A 15,108-nucleotide genomic window follows, 5' to 3' on the forward strand; every position below is an offset into this window, starting at 1 on the left:
GCGTGGTTAACAATAATAAACAGGGGGCAACATGAGCAAGCCAATCATCGCCGATAATAAGCCGATTAAAGTGAATCTAACCGAAGGGCAAGAATATTACTTTTGCCGATGTGGACGTTCTAAAAATCAACCTTATTGCGATGGGTCGCATTCGGGAACAGGCTTAAAGCCAATGAGCTTTACTGCGGAAAAAGATGAAGAAGCGTATCTCTGCCAGTGCAAGCACACCTCTAATGCCCCATTTTGTGATGGAACACATAAGCGTTTTTCTGCTGAGCAAGTCGGCAAAGAAGGCCCTGAGAAAAAACGAGAGAAAAGTGACAAACCGACTGCGTCCGCTACTCAAGAAGAACCAACCCTAGAGTTTATCCACCAGTTAGCGAGAGAAGGACTCTCTAAACTCGGTCATCATGGTCCGATGGCTGCAATGGGGGTTCCTAGACATTTGCTACCACATTGGGATGCTATACAAATCATGGTGGCGCAAATGGCGACACAACCGTTGTTAGAAGACGTTCCCGTATCAACTGAGTTGATTGTGGGGCCAAACGCACGTAAGCCGCTCAAACTAGCTATCCCTTTATTGGTATCGGACATGAGTTTTGGCGCACTTTCGGAAGAGGCGAAAATTGCGCTAGCAAAAGGTGCTGAGTTGGCAGGGACTGGTATTTGCTCCGGTGAAGGGGGGATGTTACCTGAAGAACAAGCTGCAAATTCGCGGTATTTCTATGAGCTTGCCAGTGCTCAGTTTGGCTACGATGAATCTAAGCTTCTTAATGTTCAGGCTTTTCATTTTAAAGGTGGGCAGGGCGCCAAAACAGGCACGGGTGGTCATCTTCCTGCAAATAAAAATGTGGGTAAGATCTCTCAGGTGAGAGGTCTCCCCGAAGGACAACCAGCGATCTCACCGCCAACATTTAAAGATCTTCATACTACTCACGATTTCAGAAAGTTTGCTGACAGAGTCCGTGGCATCACTGGCGGCATTCCAATTGGCTTTAAACTCAGTGCCAACCATATTGAGCAGGACATACAATTTGCGCTCGATGCGGGTGCCGATTACATCATCTTAGATGGTCGCGGTGGTGGCACGGGCGCGGCGCCAACTATGTTCCGTGATCATATTAGCGTGCCAACCATTCCTGCGTTAGCTCGTGCGCGTAAGTACTTAGATGAAAAAGGCGCAAGTGACCGCGTCACATTGATCATCACTGGTGGGTTGCGAGTTCCTACGGATTTTGTCAAAGCGTTGGCACTTGGGGCAGACGGAGTGGCGATAGCAAACAGTGCGATGCAATCGATCGGTTGCGTCGCGGCCCGGATTTGTAACACCAATAATTGCCCTGCGGGGATCGCAACGCAAAATGCCGATTTGAGGCAGCGTCTCGATATCGAAAAATCATCTCAGCAACTGAAAAATTTCTTCGAATCCTCGGTCGAGCTCATGCAAGTTATGGCAAGGGCATGTGGTCACCACGCTCTAAATGAATTTAGTCGCCATGATTTAGCGACTTGGGATCACAACATGGCGAGGCTGTCTGGAATCAAGTATTCAGGTATGGACTTAAACTGATCTCTATCCATATTTTCTGCATATAGGTACATGTTTGATAACAATTATTTATTAGCCGAGATATGGAAATTTTGACTTGGCGTTAACTAAAAATTCAGTGTATGAACTACGCTGTTTGAGGTGGATATTCGATTTATTGAATAACAAAGAGTGGTTACCACAACCACGATACGAAGGAGCATTATATGAGCAACACAAACGGCGGTTCGGTAGGTAAATGTCCAGTTATGCATGGTGGGCAAACATCTACAGATAAGTCGGTGATGGATTGGTGGCCGAATGCCTTAAACTTAGACATCCTGCATCAACACGACTCCAAAACCAACCCATTTGGCCAGGACTTTAATTACAAAGAAGAACTGAAAAAGCTAGATGTCGAAGCACTTAAAAAAGACTTAAAAGACTTAATGACTGATAGCCAAGACTGGTGGCCTGCCGACTGGGGACATTACGGCGGTTTAATGATCCGAATGGCATGGCACGCAGCGGGTAGTTATCGTATCGCGGATGGACGTGGCGGCGCTGCGACAGGCAACCAGCGTTTTGCTCCCCTCAACTCTTGGCCAGATAACGCAAACCTCGATAAGGCTCGCCGCCTTTTATGGCCCATCAAGAAAAAATATGGCAACAAATTAAGTTGGGCCGATCTGATTGTCCTTGCCGGTAACATGGCGTATGAATCCATGGGCTTTAAGACCTTTGGTTTTGGCTTTGGGCGAGAAGACATTTGGCACCCAGAAAAAGACACTTACTGGGGGTCCGAGCAAGAATGGTTAGCCACAAGTGACGCTGATAACAGCCGCTACTCTGGTGAGCGAGATTTAGAAAATCCACTTGCCGCAGTAATGATGGGGCTTATCTACGTCAACCCAGAAGGGGTGGACGGTAACCCAGATCCCCTCAAAACAGCACATGACATGCGTATGACCTTTGCGCGAATGGCAATGAACGATGAAGAAACTGTCGCGCTCACAGCGGGTGGTCACACGGTCGGTAAGTGTCATGGTAATGGTGATGCCGCAAACCTAGGTCCAGAGCCCGAAGCCGCAGACGTTCATGAACAAGGTCTTGGCTGGATTAACCACAAAACACGTGGCATTGGCCGTGACACGGTAACGAGTGGCATTGAAGGTGCTTGGACGACACACCCTACACAATGGGACTACGGATACTTCCACCTACTATTTAAGTACGATTGGGAACTGAAGAAGAGCCCAGCAGGTGCATGGCAGTGGGAGCCAATCGACATTGAAGAAGAAGACAAGCCTGTCGATGTTGAAGACGGCTCTAAGCGCTACAATCCAATCATGACTGACGCCGATATGGCGCTCAAAATGGACCCTGAATATCGCAAGATTGCAGAAAAGTTCCAAAATGACCCAGCGTACTTTGATGACGTTTTTGCTCGTGCCTGGTTTAAGTTGACACACCGCGATCTAGGACCAAAATCATGTTATTTCGGACCTGATGTGCCAAGCGAAGATCTTATTTGGCAAGACCCAACGCCTGTAGGTAAGACAGACTACGATGTCGATTTAGTGAAAACAAAAATCGAAGCAAGTGGCCTATCCATTAGTGAGCTAGTAAGTACGGCGTGGGATAGTGCGCGTACTTACCGTGGCTCTGACCGCCGAGGTGGCGCAAATGGTGCGAGAATTCGTTTGGCTCCGCAAAAAGATTGGCAAGGAAACGAGCCAGAGCGTCTAAGTCGTGTTCTTGCTGTGCTAGAAAAAACAGCAGCAGAAGAGGGCTGTAGTGTTGCGGACGCTATCGTGCTTGCTGGTAACGTAGGTATTGAACTGGCTGCGCGTGCCGCAGGTCATGATGTTTCCGTACCATTCGCGCCAGGCCGAGGTGATGCCACCCAAGAGATGACGGATGTTGAATCATTCGAAGTTCTTGAGCCTGTTGCTGACGGTTTCCGAAATTGGTTGAAGAAAGACTACGCGGTTAAGCCGGAAGAGTTGTTGCTCGACCGATCGCAGCTTATGGGTTTGACAGCACCAGAAATGACGGTACTCATCGGTGGTATGCGCGTTTTAGGCAGTAACTACGGCGGTGGAAAAGAGGGCGTATTTACTGACCGAGTAGGCACTTTGTCGAATGATTTCTTCGTGAACCTTACTGACATGGCATATACGTGGAAACCAGTGAGTGCTAATCAATATGAAATCCGTGATCGTAAAACCGACGCTGTGAAGTGGACGGCAACCCGTGTGGATCTTGTCTTTGGCTCAAACTCGATTCTACGTTCGTACGCGGAAGTGTATGCGCAAGATGATAATCAGGAAAAATTCATCCACGACTTCATCGCTGCATGGACGAAAGTCATGAACGCCGACCGTTTTGACTTGTAGTAAGTGAAACGATGCAAATCGGTAGATGCGTAAACAAAGTTGATGAATAAGTAAGAGAGGCGGGCGCAAAGCTCGCCTTTTTCTTTACCTGTCTTTTTACTTTGATTGAAAGTTGAGCTCATTTGAACCATAATAACTAGACCATATGAACCATAGGAGCTTGATATGGCAACTGCAGCATTAAAAAGCTTTAAGCCGAAACAATCTCATAAAGCCAATTTCTGGCTTATGTTAGGTATTGAAGATGCTGAAACGGGTCGTATTGATGCGGTTCACAAAGGCTTTGAGCCCAAGGTATACCGGAACATTGTTGATCGAGTAAAGCTTTCTCAAAGTGAATTCCAACATGTGACACTGATTCCTGTTAGTACAATTAAGCGTCGTCTTAAAAATGATGAGCGTTTTAATACTCAAGAGAGTGATGCAATCTATCGATTAGCGATGTTATTGAAACTCGCAACAGAGTTGTTTGACGACGAAGAACGCGCGTTAAAATGGATGAGAGAAAATGTGTACGGCTTAGGTGGAAAACGTCCACTTGATATGGTGTCGACTACGGTTGATTTTGAAATCGTGAAAGATTTGATCGGCCGTTTAGAGCACGGGGTATTCTCGTAATATGAAGCTCTATCGTCTCACACAAAAGAAATTTGCTGACACGCCATTTAGCCCCGTTGGCGCAAAGTTATTTGGAGGGCGATGGAATTCAAAAGGAACCGAAGCCCTCTACTTCTCTGAATCGGAATCCCTTTGCTCGTTGGAAGTGTTTGTTCACGTAAACAACGATCCTGCCATCACCAAGTTGTACGATTTATATCGTATTGAAATGCCTGAATACCTCATCGCCACCTTAGATGAAGAAGATCTCCCAGTGACGTGGCGAGCAATACCGGCGAGCGAGTCTACGCAATACATTGGTGATCAGTTTCTCAATGATCCTCACCCTGAGTTTGCCGCGCTGCAAGTGCCTTCAACGATTTCACCTCGTGATAAAAACTACGTGGTGAATCCAAATCATTCCAAAATGAAAGACATCATTAAGAAAGCCGAAAAGCTCGACTTCGCGTTTGATCCACGTATTTTCAAATAAACACGCGGCTTTCTCCCGCTTTAAAATATTCAGCGCTTACCTGAGATAAGCGCTGAAGCATAAAAGTTTATTCTCTTGGTTATTGTCGGTCGTAAGTGAACTGTTGCGCTTCATTTGCACTATTGTGGTAGTGCCCAAGCACCAACTCAGCACCTTTGTAAGATAAATGGCTGTCATCCGTATACATCGCGTTGTTCGCACCAACTTTCATTCGACATACGCCATTTCTGCAAATGGCATCGGTCAAGTCGACAAACTCAACGTGCTCAAATTGCTCAAAGTAGTTCACTAACTTCGCCACGTTTTGAGGGTGATGTCGCTTGGGAGAAAAATCGCATGCCGACTCTTCCGTCTCGCCAAACAAACGCGCTTTCCAAAGGCATTCTCCTACCGCAAAAGGTGCAGAAGGCGTTGGGCCGAAAACGACTACTTCTTTCCCTTCCAGTTCATTCAACAATCCAGTTAATGATGCCTCATAATCGGCTTGTGAAAGCTCTTTATTGAAGTTGGAAGAGATAACGACGCGACGAATAGAAGGGGTACGCAAAATGGTATCGACTGCCTGTTTGAAGAACTGTCGGCAAGAAATTGAGCCAGCATCTTTGATGATGTCGACATAACCGACCGCACAGGAATCTTGAGTAAGTTGCACCACGCCAGTTGGTGTTACTTCGGACAGACGCTTTACGTAAACCATGCTGTGGCTATTACCTAACACAGCGATGGTGGGCTGCGGCGCAGACGAGCACACATCGTTAACGTCGGTGTTGCCGTTGCAATCTAAACCGTAACCGTTGTTAACGCGCATGGCCTCGAAAAACGCGCTTCTTTCTGGAAAACCACCATTTTGATGGCCAATAACGCCGAACATCAGCAAGGGCAGCGTCAACAACACAATAACCGCAGACACAGTGCGCATGCTCATGGCTTTTCGGCTGCGGAACGGCTTTTCCACAAAGCGCCAAGTGAAGTAAGACAGTACAAAAAGAGCGGCAATGTAAATCGGGATATTGACGTCTTGAGTTGCGTCCAGCATGTAGCGGTAAAACACAAATAGCGGAATATGCCACAAGTACAAGCTGTAGCTGATTAAGCCGACGAACACGACCCATTTGAGGCTCAGCAATTTACCGCAGACATTGTCTTTAGAGGCAAACAAAATCACTAACGCGCTACCGATGACCGGCACCAGCAAAGTGATACCCGCGCCATCTTGCGATTTTTCAAACAAAAGTGCAGAGGCCAATATCAAAACGATGCCAATGGTTGCCAGCGTATCGTTGGAACGAACTTGAGCTTTTCTCATTACTAATGCGAGTAATGAACCGGTTGCCAGTTCCCAAGCACGAGAGAAGATCATGTAGAAGGCGAAATCAGGATCGTTGCTCGCATAGACAATAGTCATCAAACTCAGCGCAAATACCGCGATGAAAAAAGTCAGGTAAAACGCGTTTTTGCCACGAGCGAGTAGCATGAGTAGCAAAGGAATGACAATGTAGTATTGTTCTTCAACGCCCAAGCTCCAGGTGTGAAATAGCGGATTGGCTTGATCTTCTAAACCGAAGTAATTGTGGCCTTTTAAATACAGAAGAATGTTGGATGAAGAAAGAATAGAAGACACTGCGAACTGACCAACGTCTTTGTGTGCTTGTGGCAAAAATAGCCACCAAGACATCAAATAGCTAACGGCAATCACCACCAGTAGCAGGGGAAGTATGCGGCGAATGCGTCGCTCATAAAAATCACCGAGGCTAAACTTCTGGTTTTCCAAATCGTTAATCACGATGGTGGTGATCAAATAGCCGCTGATAACAAAAAACACGTCAACGCCAATAAAGCCACCAGCGAATTGCTCAACTCCTGAATGAAACAAAATCACCAACGTGACAGCAATCGCCCTTAATCCGTCTACTTCCGCTCTATAAGTCATATCGTGTCCCTCCAACATTCCGTTTAACGAAGTAGAGCAAAATATGAACCAGAAATAATATTGTTTTAAATCAGTTTCTTAAGGTGATTGTCAAAATTAAAAGGCTGGGGGAAATAGCGAATTCCCAAATTGAATTTCAATATGGAAATCCCAGAAAGAGTGATGTTAAGAAGCGCTAAATCAAAGAACGTAAAGCGCGAGACACATAAACTTCATTGAAAATGATAACGCTAAAGAAACGATGACAGAGAATACTATTCAGGAAAAAATTGCCAGCTTTACTTGTATCGAAGAAGCGTTGGATTACTTCGAAATCGAGTTTGATAGCCGATTTATCGAAAACAGCCGAACCGAGTTGGTTAAGAGATTTAATGGCTACTTAATCCTCACTAAACCGGATGATTGGTTTTCAGGCCGCCGCGCACTGAAAAATGCCTACTGTAAAGTACAACGCAGTTTACTAAGTAAAACGACGCGCTCTGCGTGCCGAGGTTGTACATCTTGTCAAAGACGTTAACCCTTGGTGGCTTGCCTAAAAAAGAACCCTGCATCTTGGCGTCACAGGGGGAAGAGCAAGGTTCTTTTGGTTTCGCTACTGGCTTGTCGCGAGTTGCGAATCAGCTTTACGCAGATGAATTAACCCGAGTGATACGCAGGGTAGTCCACTAAGCCTTTTTCATCGCCGCCGAACAATGTGGCAGGGTCATGTTCTGCCAGCGGATAGCCATGCTTGATGCGGCTTGGTAAGTCTGGGTTTGCAACAAACGGACGACCAAAACCGATCATGTCGGCTAAGCCACTTTCAATCGCGTGTTGCGCCTTTTCTGCGTTGTAACGACCGGCATAGATCAGTGTGCCTTTATACGCCTCACGAACTGCGGCTTTAAAGTCATGCGGAGTGTCTGGCGCGTCGTCCCAATCCACTTCTGCAATGTGAATATAAACCACATTGAGTTTATCAAGCAGCGCAGCAGCAGCGGTGTAGGTGTCGACAGGTGTGCTATCAACGGTGCCGTTTAACGAAGTGAATGGTGCAAGGCGAACACCAACACGCTCTGCGCCACTGGCTTGCGTCATTGCTTCGACCACTTCACCAAGAAAACGCAGACGGTTTTCAATTGAGCCGCCGTATTCATCGGTGCGGTTGTTCGCTTCAGAATCGATAAACTGGTTAACCAAGTAGCCATTTGCTGCGTGAAGTTCGACACCATCAAACCCAGCTTCTATCGCGTTTAATGTGGCTTGTCGGTATTCTTCAATAACATTCTTGATGTCTTGTTTGGTCATTTCACGTGGCTCAACCACGTCGACAAAGCCAGGTTCGTCTGTGCCATTGTCGATAAATACTTTCACGTTTTCTGCTTTAAGCGCAGAAGAAGAAATAGGTTGCTCGCCGCCGATGTTGTCAGGATGAGTCACACGACCTACGTGCCATAATTGCGCGAAGATAACGCCGCCTTTCTCATGCACTGCATCAGTTACTTTTTTCCAGCCAGCAATTTGCTCTGAGCTATAAATACCCGGTGTCCACGCATAGCCTTGACCCATTGGTGAAATTTGCGTGCCTTCAGCAACGATTAATCCCGCTTCGGCTCGTTGAGCGTAGTAGGTCGCCATCATGTCGTTGGCAACATTACCCGGTTGAGAGGCTCGAGAGCGCGTCATCGGAGGCATAACGATGCGGTTTTTTAATGAGAGAGAGCCAAGTTGAATCGGTTGAAATAATGCGTCTGTCATAGGAAACCTCGTTATTGTTCAGTTTGAATCAGTTCGATTGGGTAGCCGTCGGGATCTTTGATGAATGCGATGTGCGTTTCTCCACCTTTCATTGGACCGGGTTCGCGAGTGACGTTGCCACCAAGCGCTTTGATTTTTTCGCAAGCTGCGTAAATGTCTTCACACCCAAACGCCATGTGTCCGAATGCGTTACCTAAGTCGTAACTGTCGGTATCCCAGTTATAAGTTAGCTCGATGGTCGCGCCATCTGGTTGATCAGGGTTACCAACAAACACCAGTGAGTAACGGTATTCTTGGTTTTCAAAACGCTCCAAAACGCTCACTCCCAGAACGTTTGTATAAAATTCGATAGATTTGTCTAGGTCAACAACACGGATCATCGTGTGGAGAAACTTCATAAGTCGCCTTTCATAACGTTGCGTAATCACGGTGCAAACCTTATCGCTACTCTAAATAAACTGGAAATTATCGTTAATTATAAAAATGATTATTTAACGTTATGGACAATGAGGTTGTTGGCCCTACAACGTGCAAACAAAGATTACTCGCCATTTCTTTTTAATAATTGGCATATGCTAATTACTCCTTTTTACAAGCCGAGTACTTATCATGTCCACAAACAGCCACTTTCATTACACTCACGAATCTCATTATCAATGTGCGGTTTGTTCTTCCATCGATGCGAATCCGAACTCTTTGGCTTTGAACTACCAGTGCCTAGCCGATGGTTCTGTTGTCGGAGAGTTTCATGTTTTACCTCGTCATCAAGGTTACACAGACCTGTTGCATGGTGGCATTGCGAGCTCGCTGCTCGATGGTGCAATGACGCACTGTTTGTTATTTAGAGACATTCAAGCCCTTACGGCGCAGTTGGATGTGCGCTACCATGCACCTATTGAGCTAGATGAGCACGTCACGATTACTGCACACTGTGAAGGTGAACGCCGCGGTATATATCAACTGGTGGCTCAATTACTGGTCAATAATGAAGCTAGAGTGACGGCAAAAGGGAAGTTTATTCGTCCTAAAAAGGCATAAATAAAAACGTGTTCTACGGAGAGGCAATGAAGAAATTTGATGAACTGTATGCAATTGCGACGAGAAAATCTCAATATGACCAAACCAACACTTGGTTTAAAGGCGTAGAGACTTATCTGGAGGCCATTGGCAAAGAAGTTGATGAAGTCCGCGAAGAGATTCGTGAGGATCGCCTTTGTCATTTGGAAGACGAGTTAGGCGATGTGTTGTGGAACTATCTTAACGTATTAAAAGCGTTGGAAAGAGAAAAGGGTATAGATCCTGAGAAAGTACTCGAAAGAGCCTGCAACAAATACGATCAGCGTGTATCTGCGATTGAGTCGGGACGCAGTTGGGATGAGATAAAACAGCAGCAGAAACAAGCCTTGAACGCAGAACATGAAGCCGCGCAGTTAGAGACCATGAAGAGCCAATAACTGCGCGTGATATTATTTAAGATGCGGCGGAATGGGGAAGTCTGATCAATCCTTCGTGCTATTGACCAACAGTAGGTCACAAGGCGGTTGATCAAGTAACGTGTCTACAGTGCTGCCAGACCAAAATTGGGATGACATGCTTCGCTTACACGCGCCCATAATCAGAATTGCCGCTTGTGATTGCTTAACTGCTTTTGGTAACGCCGTTTCAGGGTTTCCTTCTGGCAGCAGTAGTGGTACTCGTGTTAACTTTTGCGCAGTAATAAAGTCCGTAATGCCTGCTTTTTGGTTGCTCAAAATCTCTGCACGATAGCGAGATAGATAAGGCGCAACGTAGCGGCAGTAAACTAACGTCATTTTTCCGCTCAAGGTTTTTTCTAGCTTTGAGCCTCGCGATACGATGGCTTTATCTACGACTGACTTTGCATCTCCGCGATGAAGCGGATCTATCGCGCAAAGCATGTTGGCGTGAGAAGGCCATGAACGCTCACTTAATAGTAATAAATCACAATCGTTATTTGCTAGCTCGGTGAGTAAGGTTTGAATGTCGTGCTTGTTAAAATGCCCCACGAGTAGTAAATCTGTGTGGTCGACAAGCCGTTTCGCGACTTGAGCAATCCAATGACTCCCTTTGAAATGCTCATAAGAGAGTGTTGGCGTTTCAACTTCCTCTTCTTCACAAAGTTCGATAACGAAGTCTTTGAATTTTGATGTCCAAGCTTCAAACTCAGCTTGTCTCTTTTCTATATGGTCAGAGTTGAAACTAAGGAAATGCGCGAATGCGTGATCTTCACTCCGGCGGTGATCTTCCACCAATACCACGATGGGTTGAGCCAGCGCTGTCGCAAACTGAATCACTTTACGAAGCACCTTACGACTTGGTAAGGCGGCTTGCTGAGTCAGAAAAAATACTGGTGCCATTGATTACTCCATTATCAAACGAGGCAAATGCGCCTAATGCACACTAAAAGTTTATACCATCCCCTTATGCAAAGACGTTCTGTTTCTGCGAGCAAAATATAAATTCCGCAATTGTGCGCGCCATTGCCTAGAATTTTAACATCAGGATCTCATGCCTTTAGATAATAGACATCGTGTTGACATTAACGTGATGCCCAAGGAAATCGGTGACAATGATGATAGATTCCAGCCAATTACAAATTAATCGCAAAGTGCCTCATTTGCTTGCCGAGATCATTAAAGCGATAGAGTCGACCGAAGACCTCAGTTTTTTGAAAGACTATCAGGAAGCGCAAATCGCGAACATTTTGGAGTCGGTCAACATTGCTTATCGTAAACGCGTGATAGAAGCGGTGCAGCCAGAGAAGTACTGGACGGTATTAAATTTGCTGCGATACGACACCGCCAAGCACATTCATCAATCACTCAACAAAGAGCTGCAACATGAACGCTTAGCGTACATCACGGATTCGGAACTGATCATCTTTGCAGACTTTCTACCGACCGAGTTTGTGGATGAGTACCTTATCGACCAAAGTGAAGAGTCGGTCGCGCACATTCAACAAGCGCTGTCGTATGAAGATAACAAAGTGGGGAGATATGCCGAGCCGCATTTTTTGGTCGCGAATCCTAAAAACAGCGTAGGAGGCATCAAAACCGAGTTGTTAAAACGTGGACAAAGCCCGGTGCGATTGATCATCGTGCGTGATGTCGGAGGCGTTATTGGGACGATAGAACCTCAAACCCTGTTGCAGCATGAGAACCATACCAAACTCACAGATTTGACCGTAGTCACGCCAATTCTGGAAGATATCCAAACGATTCAAAGCGTCAGTAAACAGGTCTCGATTGATGGTGGCGCGCATTGGTTTCCTATCATGGCTGGTGGCAAAATTATGGGCGTTTTGTCGATGGCGACCATCGCGATTACCTTGCGTGAACTCAGCCTACAAGCTGTAGTGGCAGAAAACGTACGAAGCGAAGAAGATTTGTTCACACCATTAACTGTGGCGACAAGGCTAAGAGCACTTTGGTTGGTGATTAATTTGCTGACTGCCTTTGTTGCCTCTGCCATCATTGGTATTTTTGATAATGTGGTCGAGCAAGTCGTTGCGCTTGCGATCTTAATGCCCGTTGTGGCGAGTATGGGCGGCATCGCAGGTAGCCAAACCTTAGCGGTGGCCATTCGGGGTATCGCACTCAACCATTTGCACCAAAGTAACTTGAAGCTATTGGTGAATAAGGAATTAAAAATCGCCACCATTAATGGCTTGATCATGGGATTAGTCATCGCGGGTGTCGTCTACATGGTGTTTGACTCTTGGCCATTGGCGCTTATTATCTGCTGCGCAATTTTTCTCAATAGTCTGGCGGCTGCGGCATCGGGTACGCTGATACCATTCACGTTGAAGAAGTTTAACATTGACCCCGCCGTGGCTGGCTCGGTAGTATTGACGACCGTTACTGATGTCGTCGGTTTCTTTGCATTCTTAGGCTTAGGTGCCATTTTCTTGATATAGAAAGCCAATTGACGCGCTAACCCGCTGAACCAATCTCTCCATTTTCCAACCCAATTTTTTGGGCAAGCTTGGTTCGCTCAAAATTCCTCCGTTTTTCATAAACGCTGAACACGCCGTTTAAGCTTTCATTTCATCAATATTTTTTCACTGCTCATTTCTATCCCAAAACATTCCACTGCCGATCTCGCTTAACGCTGGCGTGCCAAATGCCAATTTCAAACGCCAGATCATGCCAATTATCTTGGCTGTACCCGCATCACTTCACTCAAACAAAAAAATAAGGAAACAATTTTGAATAAACTCATCGTATTCACTGGTGGTCCCGGTGCAGGAAAAACCTCGGTAATCGAACAACTAAAAACACAAGGCTTTATCTGCTCGCCAGAAACAGGTCGTCACGTAATACAAAGGCAGGTTACGAATCACGGTTCAGCATTACCTTGGAATGACAAACAAGCCTTTCGAGACGAAATGATGAAGGCAGAAGTGAGCAACTACCGAGCTTTCAATGTCCGCCAAGGGGACGTGTTTTTTGATCGCAGTATTGTGGACGTATATGGCTACAGTAAGTTGGAACAACTGCCAATCTAGCATGAGCTCATAAGGCATTGCCAGACGCTTCGTTATCATCCTCAAGTGTTCATTTTTCCACCTTGGGCATCGATATTCAGCAACGATGAAGAGCGAAAGCAGGATTTTTCTGAAGCGGTCGCCACGTATCAACACATGGTCGATGCATACCGCAAGTTTGGTTATCAATTGATCGAAGTGCCCAAAATGTCAGTCGAAGACAGAGTGGCGTTTATTCTCGACTCAGTCATCGAATAAGGCAGACAGACGAATAATGCAAACAAATGCGTAAGGCGATTGTGACCACGACGACAATATGTGTAAAGGGAGTTATTTATACTGGATAAAATTCAATAACTTAATTGAGTGTTATGTCTTTTAAATATCTTACCTTATTGCTCGCAACGACGAGCATGAACAGCTTTGCTGATGTGGAGCTGCCTTCGGGGGATGATTGGTTAAACCATGTGACGAATGGCCTAGCCCCATATTGGATGATGGAAAGCGCGCATGGGCAACCTGCGGGGAATTTTCCGACATTTCGTTGTGATAACGGTGTCATTCTCGACCCACAAAAGCCGTGTGAAGAATTAAACAAAGGGTGGATTAGCCCGCACTTCGATCGCGAATACACACGCATGAAATCGCGCCAAACTTACGCTTATGGCGTGCTTTTTCATCTTACGAGTGACAAACAAGCATTAGAGCTGGCAAAGAAAGGGACTTATTACCTGATTGATCATCTACGAGATGAGAAAAACGGTGGCTTCGTGAGCTTTACGCGTAGTGGAAAACCGGGGATGGAGTGGCAACAGCGAACTTCTCAAGACCAAGCTTACGCCTTGGTGGGCTTGGCGATGTACTACTACTTGACGCAAGATCCAAAGGTTGAAGAAGCACTTATCGACCAACAAGCGTTTATATTTAAACAATACCGACGAAGCGATGATCGCGGTCTGGTGTGGGTTTTGAAAGATGGTGATGGAGAAAGTGAGAAGCAGCAAGAGTTAGTCGCTCAACTTGACCAAATTAATGGCTACCTGTTGTTAACGGCGCCACTTTTACCAGAGGCCGCGCAAGCCAAGTGGAAACAAGATCTGGAGTGGCTGACGCAAGTGATGCTGGATAACTACCACTCCGACAAAGAGCTGCGCTTTTATGGCGCGATACACCACAAAGCGGTAATGATGCCAGATGCGAAGCACAATGATTTTGGACACACCATCAAAGCGTATTGGATGACGTATCTCACTGGTCAGTTGTTGGAGAATTCCAATTGGACAGAGTTTGGTTTCAAAGGAATGAAACACACGCTTAAACAGGCGCAATACCAGCAAAACTTTGAGCAAGTCAAAGCGCTCTTCTCGCTAGAATGGCAGAGTCAATGGACGCAAGAGAGCATTCCTGCTTGGCAATCAAGACCGCACAAACACTATAGCTCGTCTTGGGAATGGGCAGAACTCGATCAAGCGGCGATGACGGTTTCTCTTGTCGATGGTTCGATGAAAGAAACGTTGCAATACACGTTACCCACCTTTATGGACGTGTGGGTGGATCATCAATACGGAGGTGTTGGTCTGAATCCTAAATCAACCAAAGCGTTCCATTGGGGAAATGGTTACCACCAGTTTGAACATGCGTTGGTCGGATATTTGTACGCGCAACAAATGGCAAAACAGCCAGCCAAGCTTTACTACGCGCGACCAGCCGAGAGTAAAATACCACTTAATCCATATTACTTTAACGCGGACATAAAAGCGCTTTCATCGCAAAGTGATGTAGTCACTACCGCAACGTTCACCAATATTCGACCATAACTTGGTCGATGGTGGTGTGGTGGTTAAAGTCTGCGTGCAAACTAACAAAACCCAATGGTAAACTGCGAGTCTGTTTTACATAGTATTTAAAGGTAATTTG

The 15,108-nt window shown here is 46.0% G+C and carries 13 protein-coding genes and 1 pseudogene; 10 read left to right on the forward strand and 4 right to left on the reverse strand.

Features of this window, described 5'->3' with window-relative positions; translation table 11 throughout:
* Nucleotides 1-31 precede the first annotated feature (31 nt).
* The 4 genes from FKN08_RS17895 (at nt 32) to FKN08_RS17910 (ending at nt 5,020) form a co-directional block, all read left to right on the forward strand.
* Complete coding sequence (locus tag FKN08_RS17895) at nt 32-1,573, forward strand: glutamate synthase-related protein (protein ID WP_170892632.1); 1,542 nt, start codon at nt 32-34, stop codon at nt 1,571-1,573.
* A gap of 185 nt (nt 1,574-1,758) precedes the next feature.
* Nucleotides 1,759-3,930, forward strand: a complete 2,172-nt coding sequence (katG, locus tag FKN08_RS17900; RefSeq protein ID WP_170892633.1) for a catalase/peroxidase HPI — start codon at nt 1,759-1,761, stop codon at nt 3,928-3,930.
* Nucleotides 3,931-4,095: 165 nt separating this feature from the next.
* Nucleotides 4,096-4,548 (forward strand): antitoxin Xre/MbcA/ParS toxin-binding domain-containing protein, encoded by a 453-nt coding sequence (locus FKN08_RS17905; RefSeq protein ID WP_006742299.1) that lies wholly within the window; start codon nt 4,096-4,098, stop codon nt 4,546-4,548.
* A gap of 1 nt (nt 4,549) precedes the next feature.
* A complete protein-coding gene (locus FKN08_RS17910) occupies nt 4,550-5,020 on the forward strand; it encodes an RES family NAD+ phosphorylase (protein ID WP_170892634.1) in 471 nt (156 codons plus the stop codon).
* 79 nt (nt 5,021-5,099) lie between these two features.
* On the opposite strand, the gene FKN08_RS17915 is transcribed toward FKN08_RS17910, so the two are convergent.
* Complete coding sequence (locus FKN08_RS17915) at nt 5,100-6,950, reverse strand: acyltransferase family protein (RefSeq protein ID WP_170892635.1); 1,851 nt, start codon at nt 6,948-6,950, stop codon at nt 5,100-5,102.
* A gap of 241 nt (nt 6,951-7,191) precedes the next feature.
* Between FKN08_RS17915 and FKN08_RS17920 the strand changes: the two genes are divergently transcribed.
* Nucleotides 7,192-7,467, forward strand: coding sequence for a nitrogenase-stabilizing/protective protein NifW (locus FKN08_RS17920; RefSeq protein WP_170892636.1), 276 nt, complete (start codon nt 7,192-7,194; stop codon nt 7,465-7,467).
* A gap of 119 nt (nt 7,468-7,586) precedes the next feature.
* On the opposite strand, the gene FKN08_RS17925 is transcribed toward FKN08_RS17920, so the two are convergent.
* Together FKN08_RS17925 and gloA are read right to left on the reverse strand one after the other, a co-directional pair.
* Entirely contained in the window at nt 7,587-8,687 is a 1,101-nt protein-coding gene (locus tag FKN08_RS17925) for an alkene reductase (protein WP_170892637.1), read from the reverse strand.
* A gap of 11 nt (nt 8,688-8,698) precedes the next feature.
* Complete coding sequence (gene gloA, locus FKN08_RS17930) at nt 8,699-9,085, reverse strand: lactoylglutathione lyase (protein WP_145472886.1); 387 nt, start codon at nt 9,083-9,085, stop codon at nt 8,699-8,701.
* Between the two features lie 211 nt (nt 9,086-9,296).
* On the opposite strand from gloA, the gene FKN08_RS17935 reads away from it, so the two are divergent.
* The gene (locus tag FKN08_RS17935) at nt 9,297-9,725 is read left to right on the forward strand and encodes a PaaI family thioesterase (protein ID WP_170892638.1); all 429 of its coding nucleotides are present in this window, start codon (nt 9,297-9,299) and stop codon (nt 9,723-9,725) included.
* A gap of 26 nt (nt 9,726-9,751) precedes the next feature.
* A complete protein-coding gene (locus FKN08_RS17940; protein ID WP_046876041.1) occupies nt 9,752-10,141 on the forward strand; it encodes a MazG nucleotide pyrophosphohydrolase domain-containing protein in 390 nt (129 codons plus the stop codon).
* Between the two features lie 45 nt (nt 10,142-10,186).
* Here FKN08_RS17940 and FKN08_RS17945 read toward each other — a convergent pair whose 3' ends face one another.
* Nucleotides 10,187-11,062, reverse strand: coding sequence for a universal stress protein (locus FKN08_RS17945; RefSeq protein WP_170892639.1), 876 nt, complete (start codon nt 11,060-11,062; stop codon nt 10,187-10,189).
* A 212-nt stretch (nt 11,063-11,274) separates the two neighbouring features.
* On the opposite strand from FKN08_RS17945, the gene FKN08_RS17950 reads away from it, so the two are divergent.
* The 3 genes and pseudogenes from FKN08_RS17950 (at nt 11,275) to FKN08_RS17960 (ending at nt 15,008) form a co-directional block, all read left to right on the forward strand.
* Nucleotides 11,275-12,621 carry a magnesium transporter gene (locus FKN08_RS17950; protein ID WP_170892640.1) on the forward strand — a complete coding sequence of 449 codons (1,347 nt, stop codon included), beginning with the start codon at nt 11,275-11,277 and terminating at the stop codon, nt 12,619-12,621.
* Nucleotides 12,622-12,912: 291 nt separating this feature from the next.
* Nucleotides 12,913-13,449, forward strand: a pseudogene (locus tag FKN08_RS17955) (AAA family ATPase).
* A gap of 113 nt (nt 13,450-13,562) precedes the next feature.
* Nucleotides 13,563-15,008 carry an N-acylglucosamine 2-epimerase gene (locus tag FKN08_RS17960; RefSeq protein WP_170892641.1) on the forward strand — a complete coding sequence of 482 codons (1,446 nt, stop codon included), beginning with the start codon at nt 13,563-13,565 and terminating at the stop codon, nt 15,006-15,008.
* Nucleotides 15,009-15,108 lie beyond the last annotated feature (100 nt).

Origin of the sequence: Vibrio sp. 1-2 (7-a), from assembly GCF_013048515.1 — a bacterium.
GTDB classification, from domain to species: Bacteria; Pseudomonadota; Gammaproteobacteria; order Enterobacterales; family Vibrionaceae; genus Vibrio; species Vibrio diabolicus.

Coding starts and splice junctions, on each gene's coding strand:
- FKN08_RS17925 (WP_170892637.1), bottom strand. CDS start 8,687: ATGACAGACGCATTATTTCAACCGATTCAACTTGGCTCTCTCTCATTA.
- gloA (WP_145472886.1), bottom strand. CDS start 9,085: ATGAAGTTTCTCCACACGATGATCCGTGTTGTTGACCTAGACAAATCT.
- FKN08_RS17940 (WP_046876041.1), top strand. CDS start 9,752: ATGAAGAAATTTGATGAACTGTATGCAATTGCGACGAGAAAATCTCAA.
- FKN08_RS17910 (WP_170892634.1), top strand. CDS start 4,550: ATGAAGCTCTATCGTCTCACACAAAAGAAATTTGCTGACACGCCATTT.
- FKN08_RS17915 (WP_170892635.1), bottom strand. CDS start 6,950: ATGACTTATAGAGCGGAAGTAGACGGATTAAGGGCGATTGCTGTCACG.
- FKN08_RS17945 (WP_170892639.1), bottom strand. CDS start 11,062: ATGGCACCAGTATTTTTTCTGACTCAGCAAGCCGCCTTACCAAGTCGT.
- FKN08_RS17895 (WP_170892632.1), top strand. CDS start 32: ATGAGCAAGCCAATCATCGCCGATAATAAGCCGATTAAAGTGAATCTA.
- FKN08_RS17950 (WP_170892640.1), top strand. CDS start 11,275: ATGATGATAGATTCCAGCCAATTACAAATTAATCGCAAAGTGCCTCAT.
- FKN08_RS17935 (WP_170892638.1), top strand. CDS start 9,297: ATGTCCACAAACAGCCACTTTCATTACACTCACGAATCTCATTATCAA.
- katG (WP_170892633.1), top strand. CDS start 1,759: ATGAGCAACACAAACGGCGGTTCGGTAGGTAAATGTCCAGTTATGCAT.
- FKN08_RS17905 (WP_006742299.1), top strand. CDS start 4,096: ATGGCAACTGCAGCATTAAAAAGCTTTAAGCCGAAACAATCTCATAAA.
- FKN08_RS17920 (WP_170892636.1), top strand. CDS start 7,192: ATGACAGAGAATACTATTCAGGAAAAAATTGCCAGCTTTACTTGTATC.
- FKN08_RS17960 (WP_170892641.1), top strand. CDS start 13,563: ATGTCTTTTAAATATCTTACCTTATTGCTCGCAACGACGAGCATGAAC.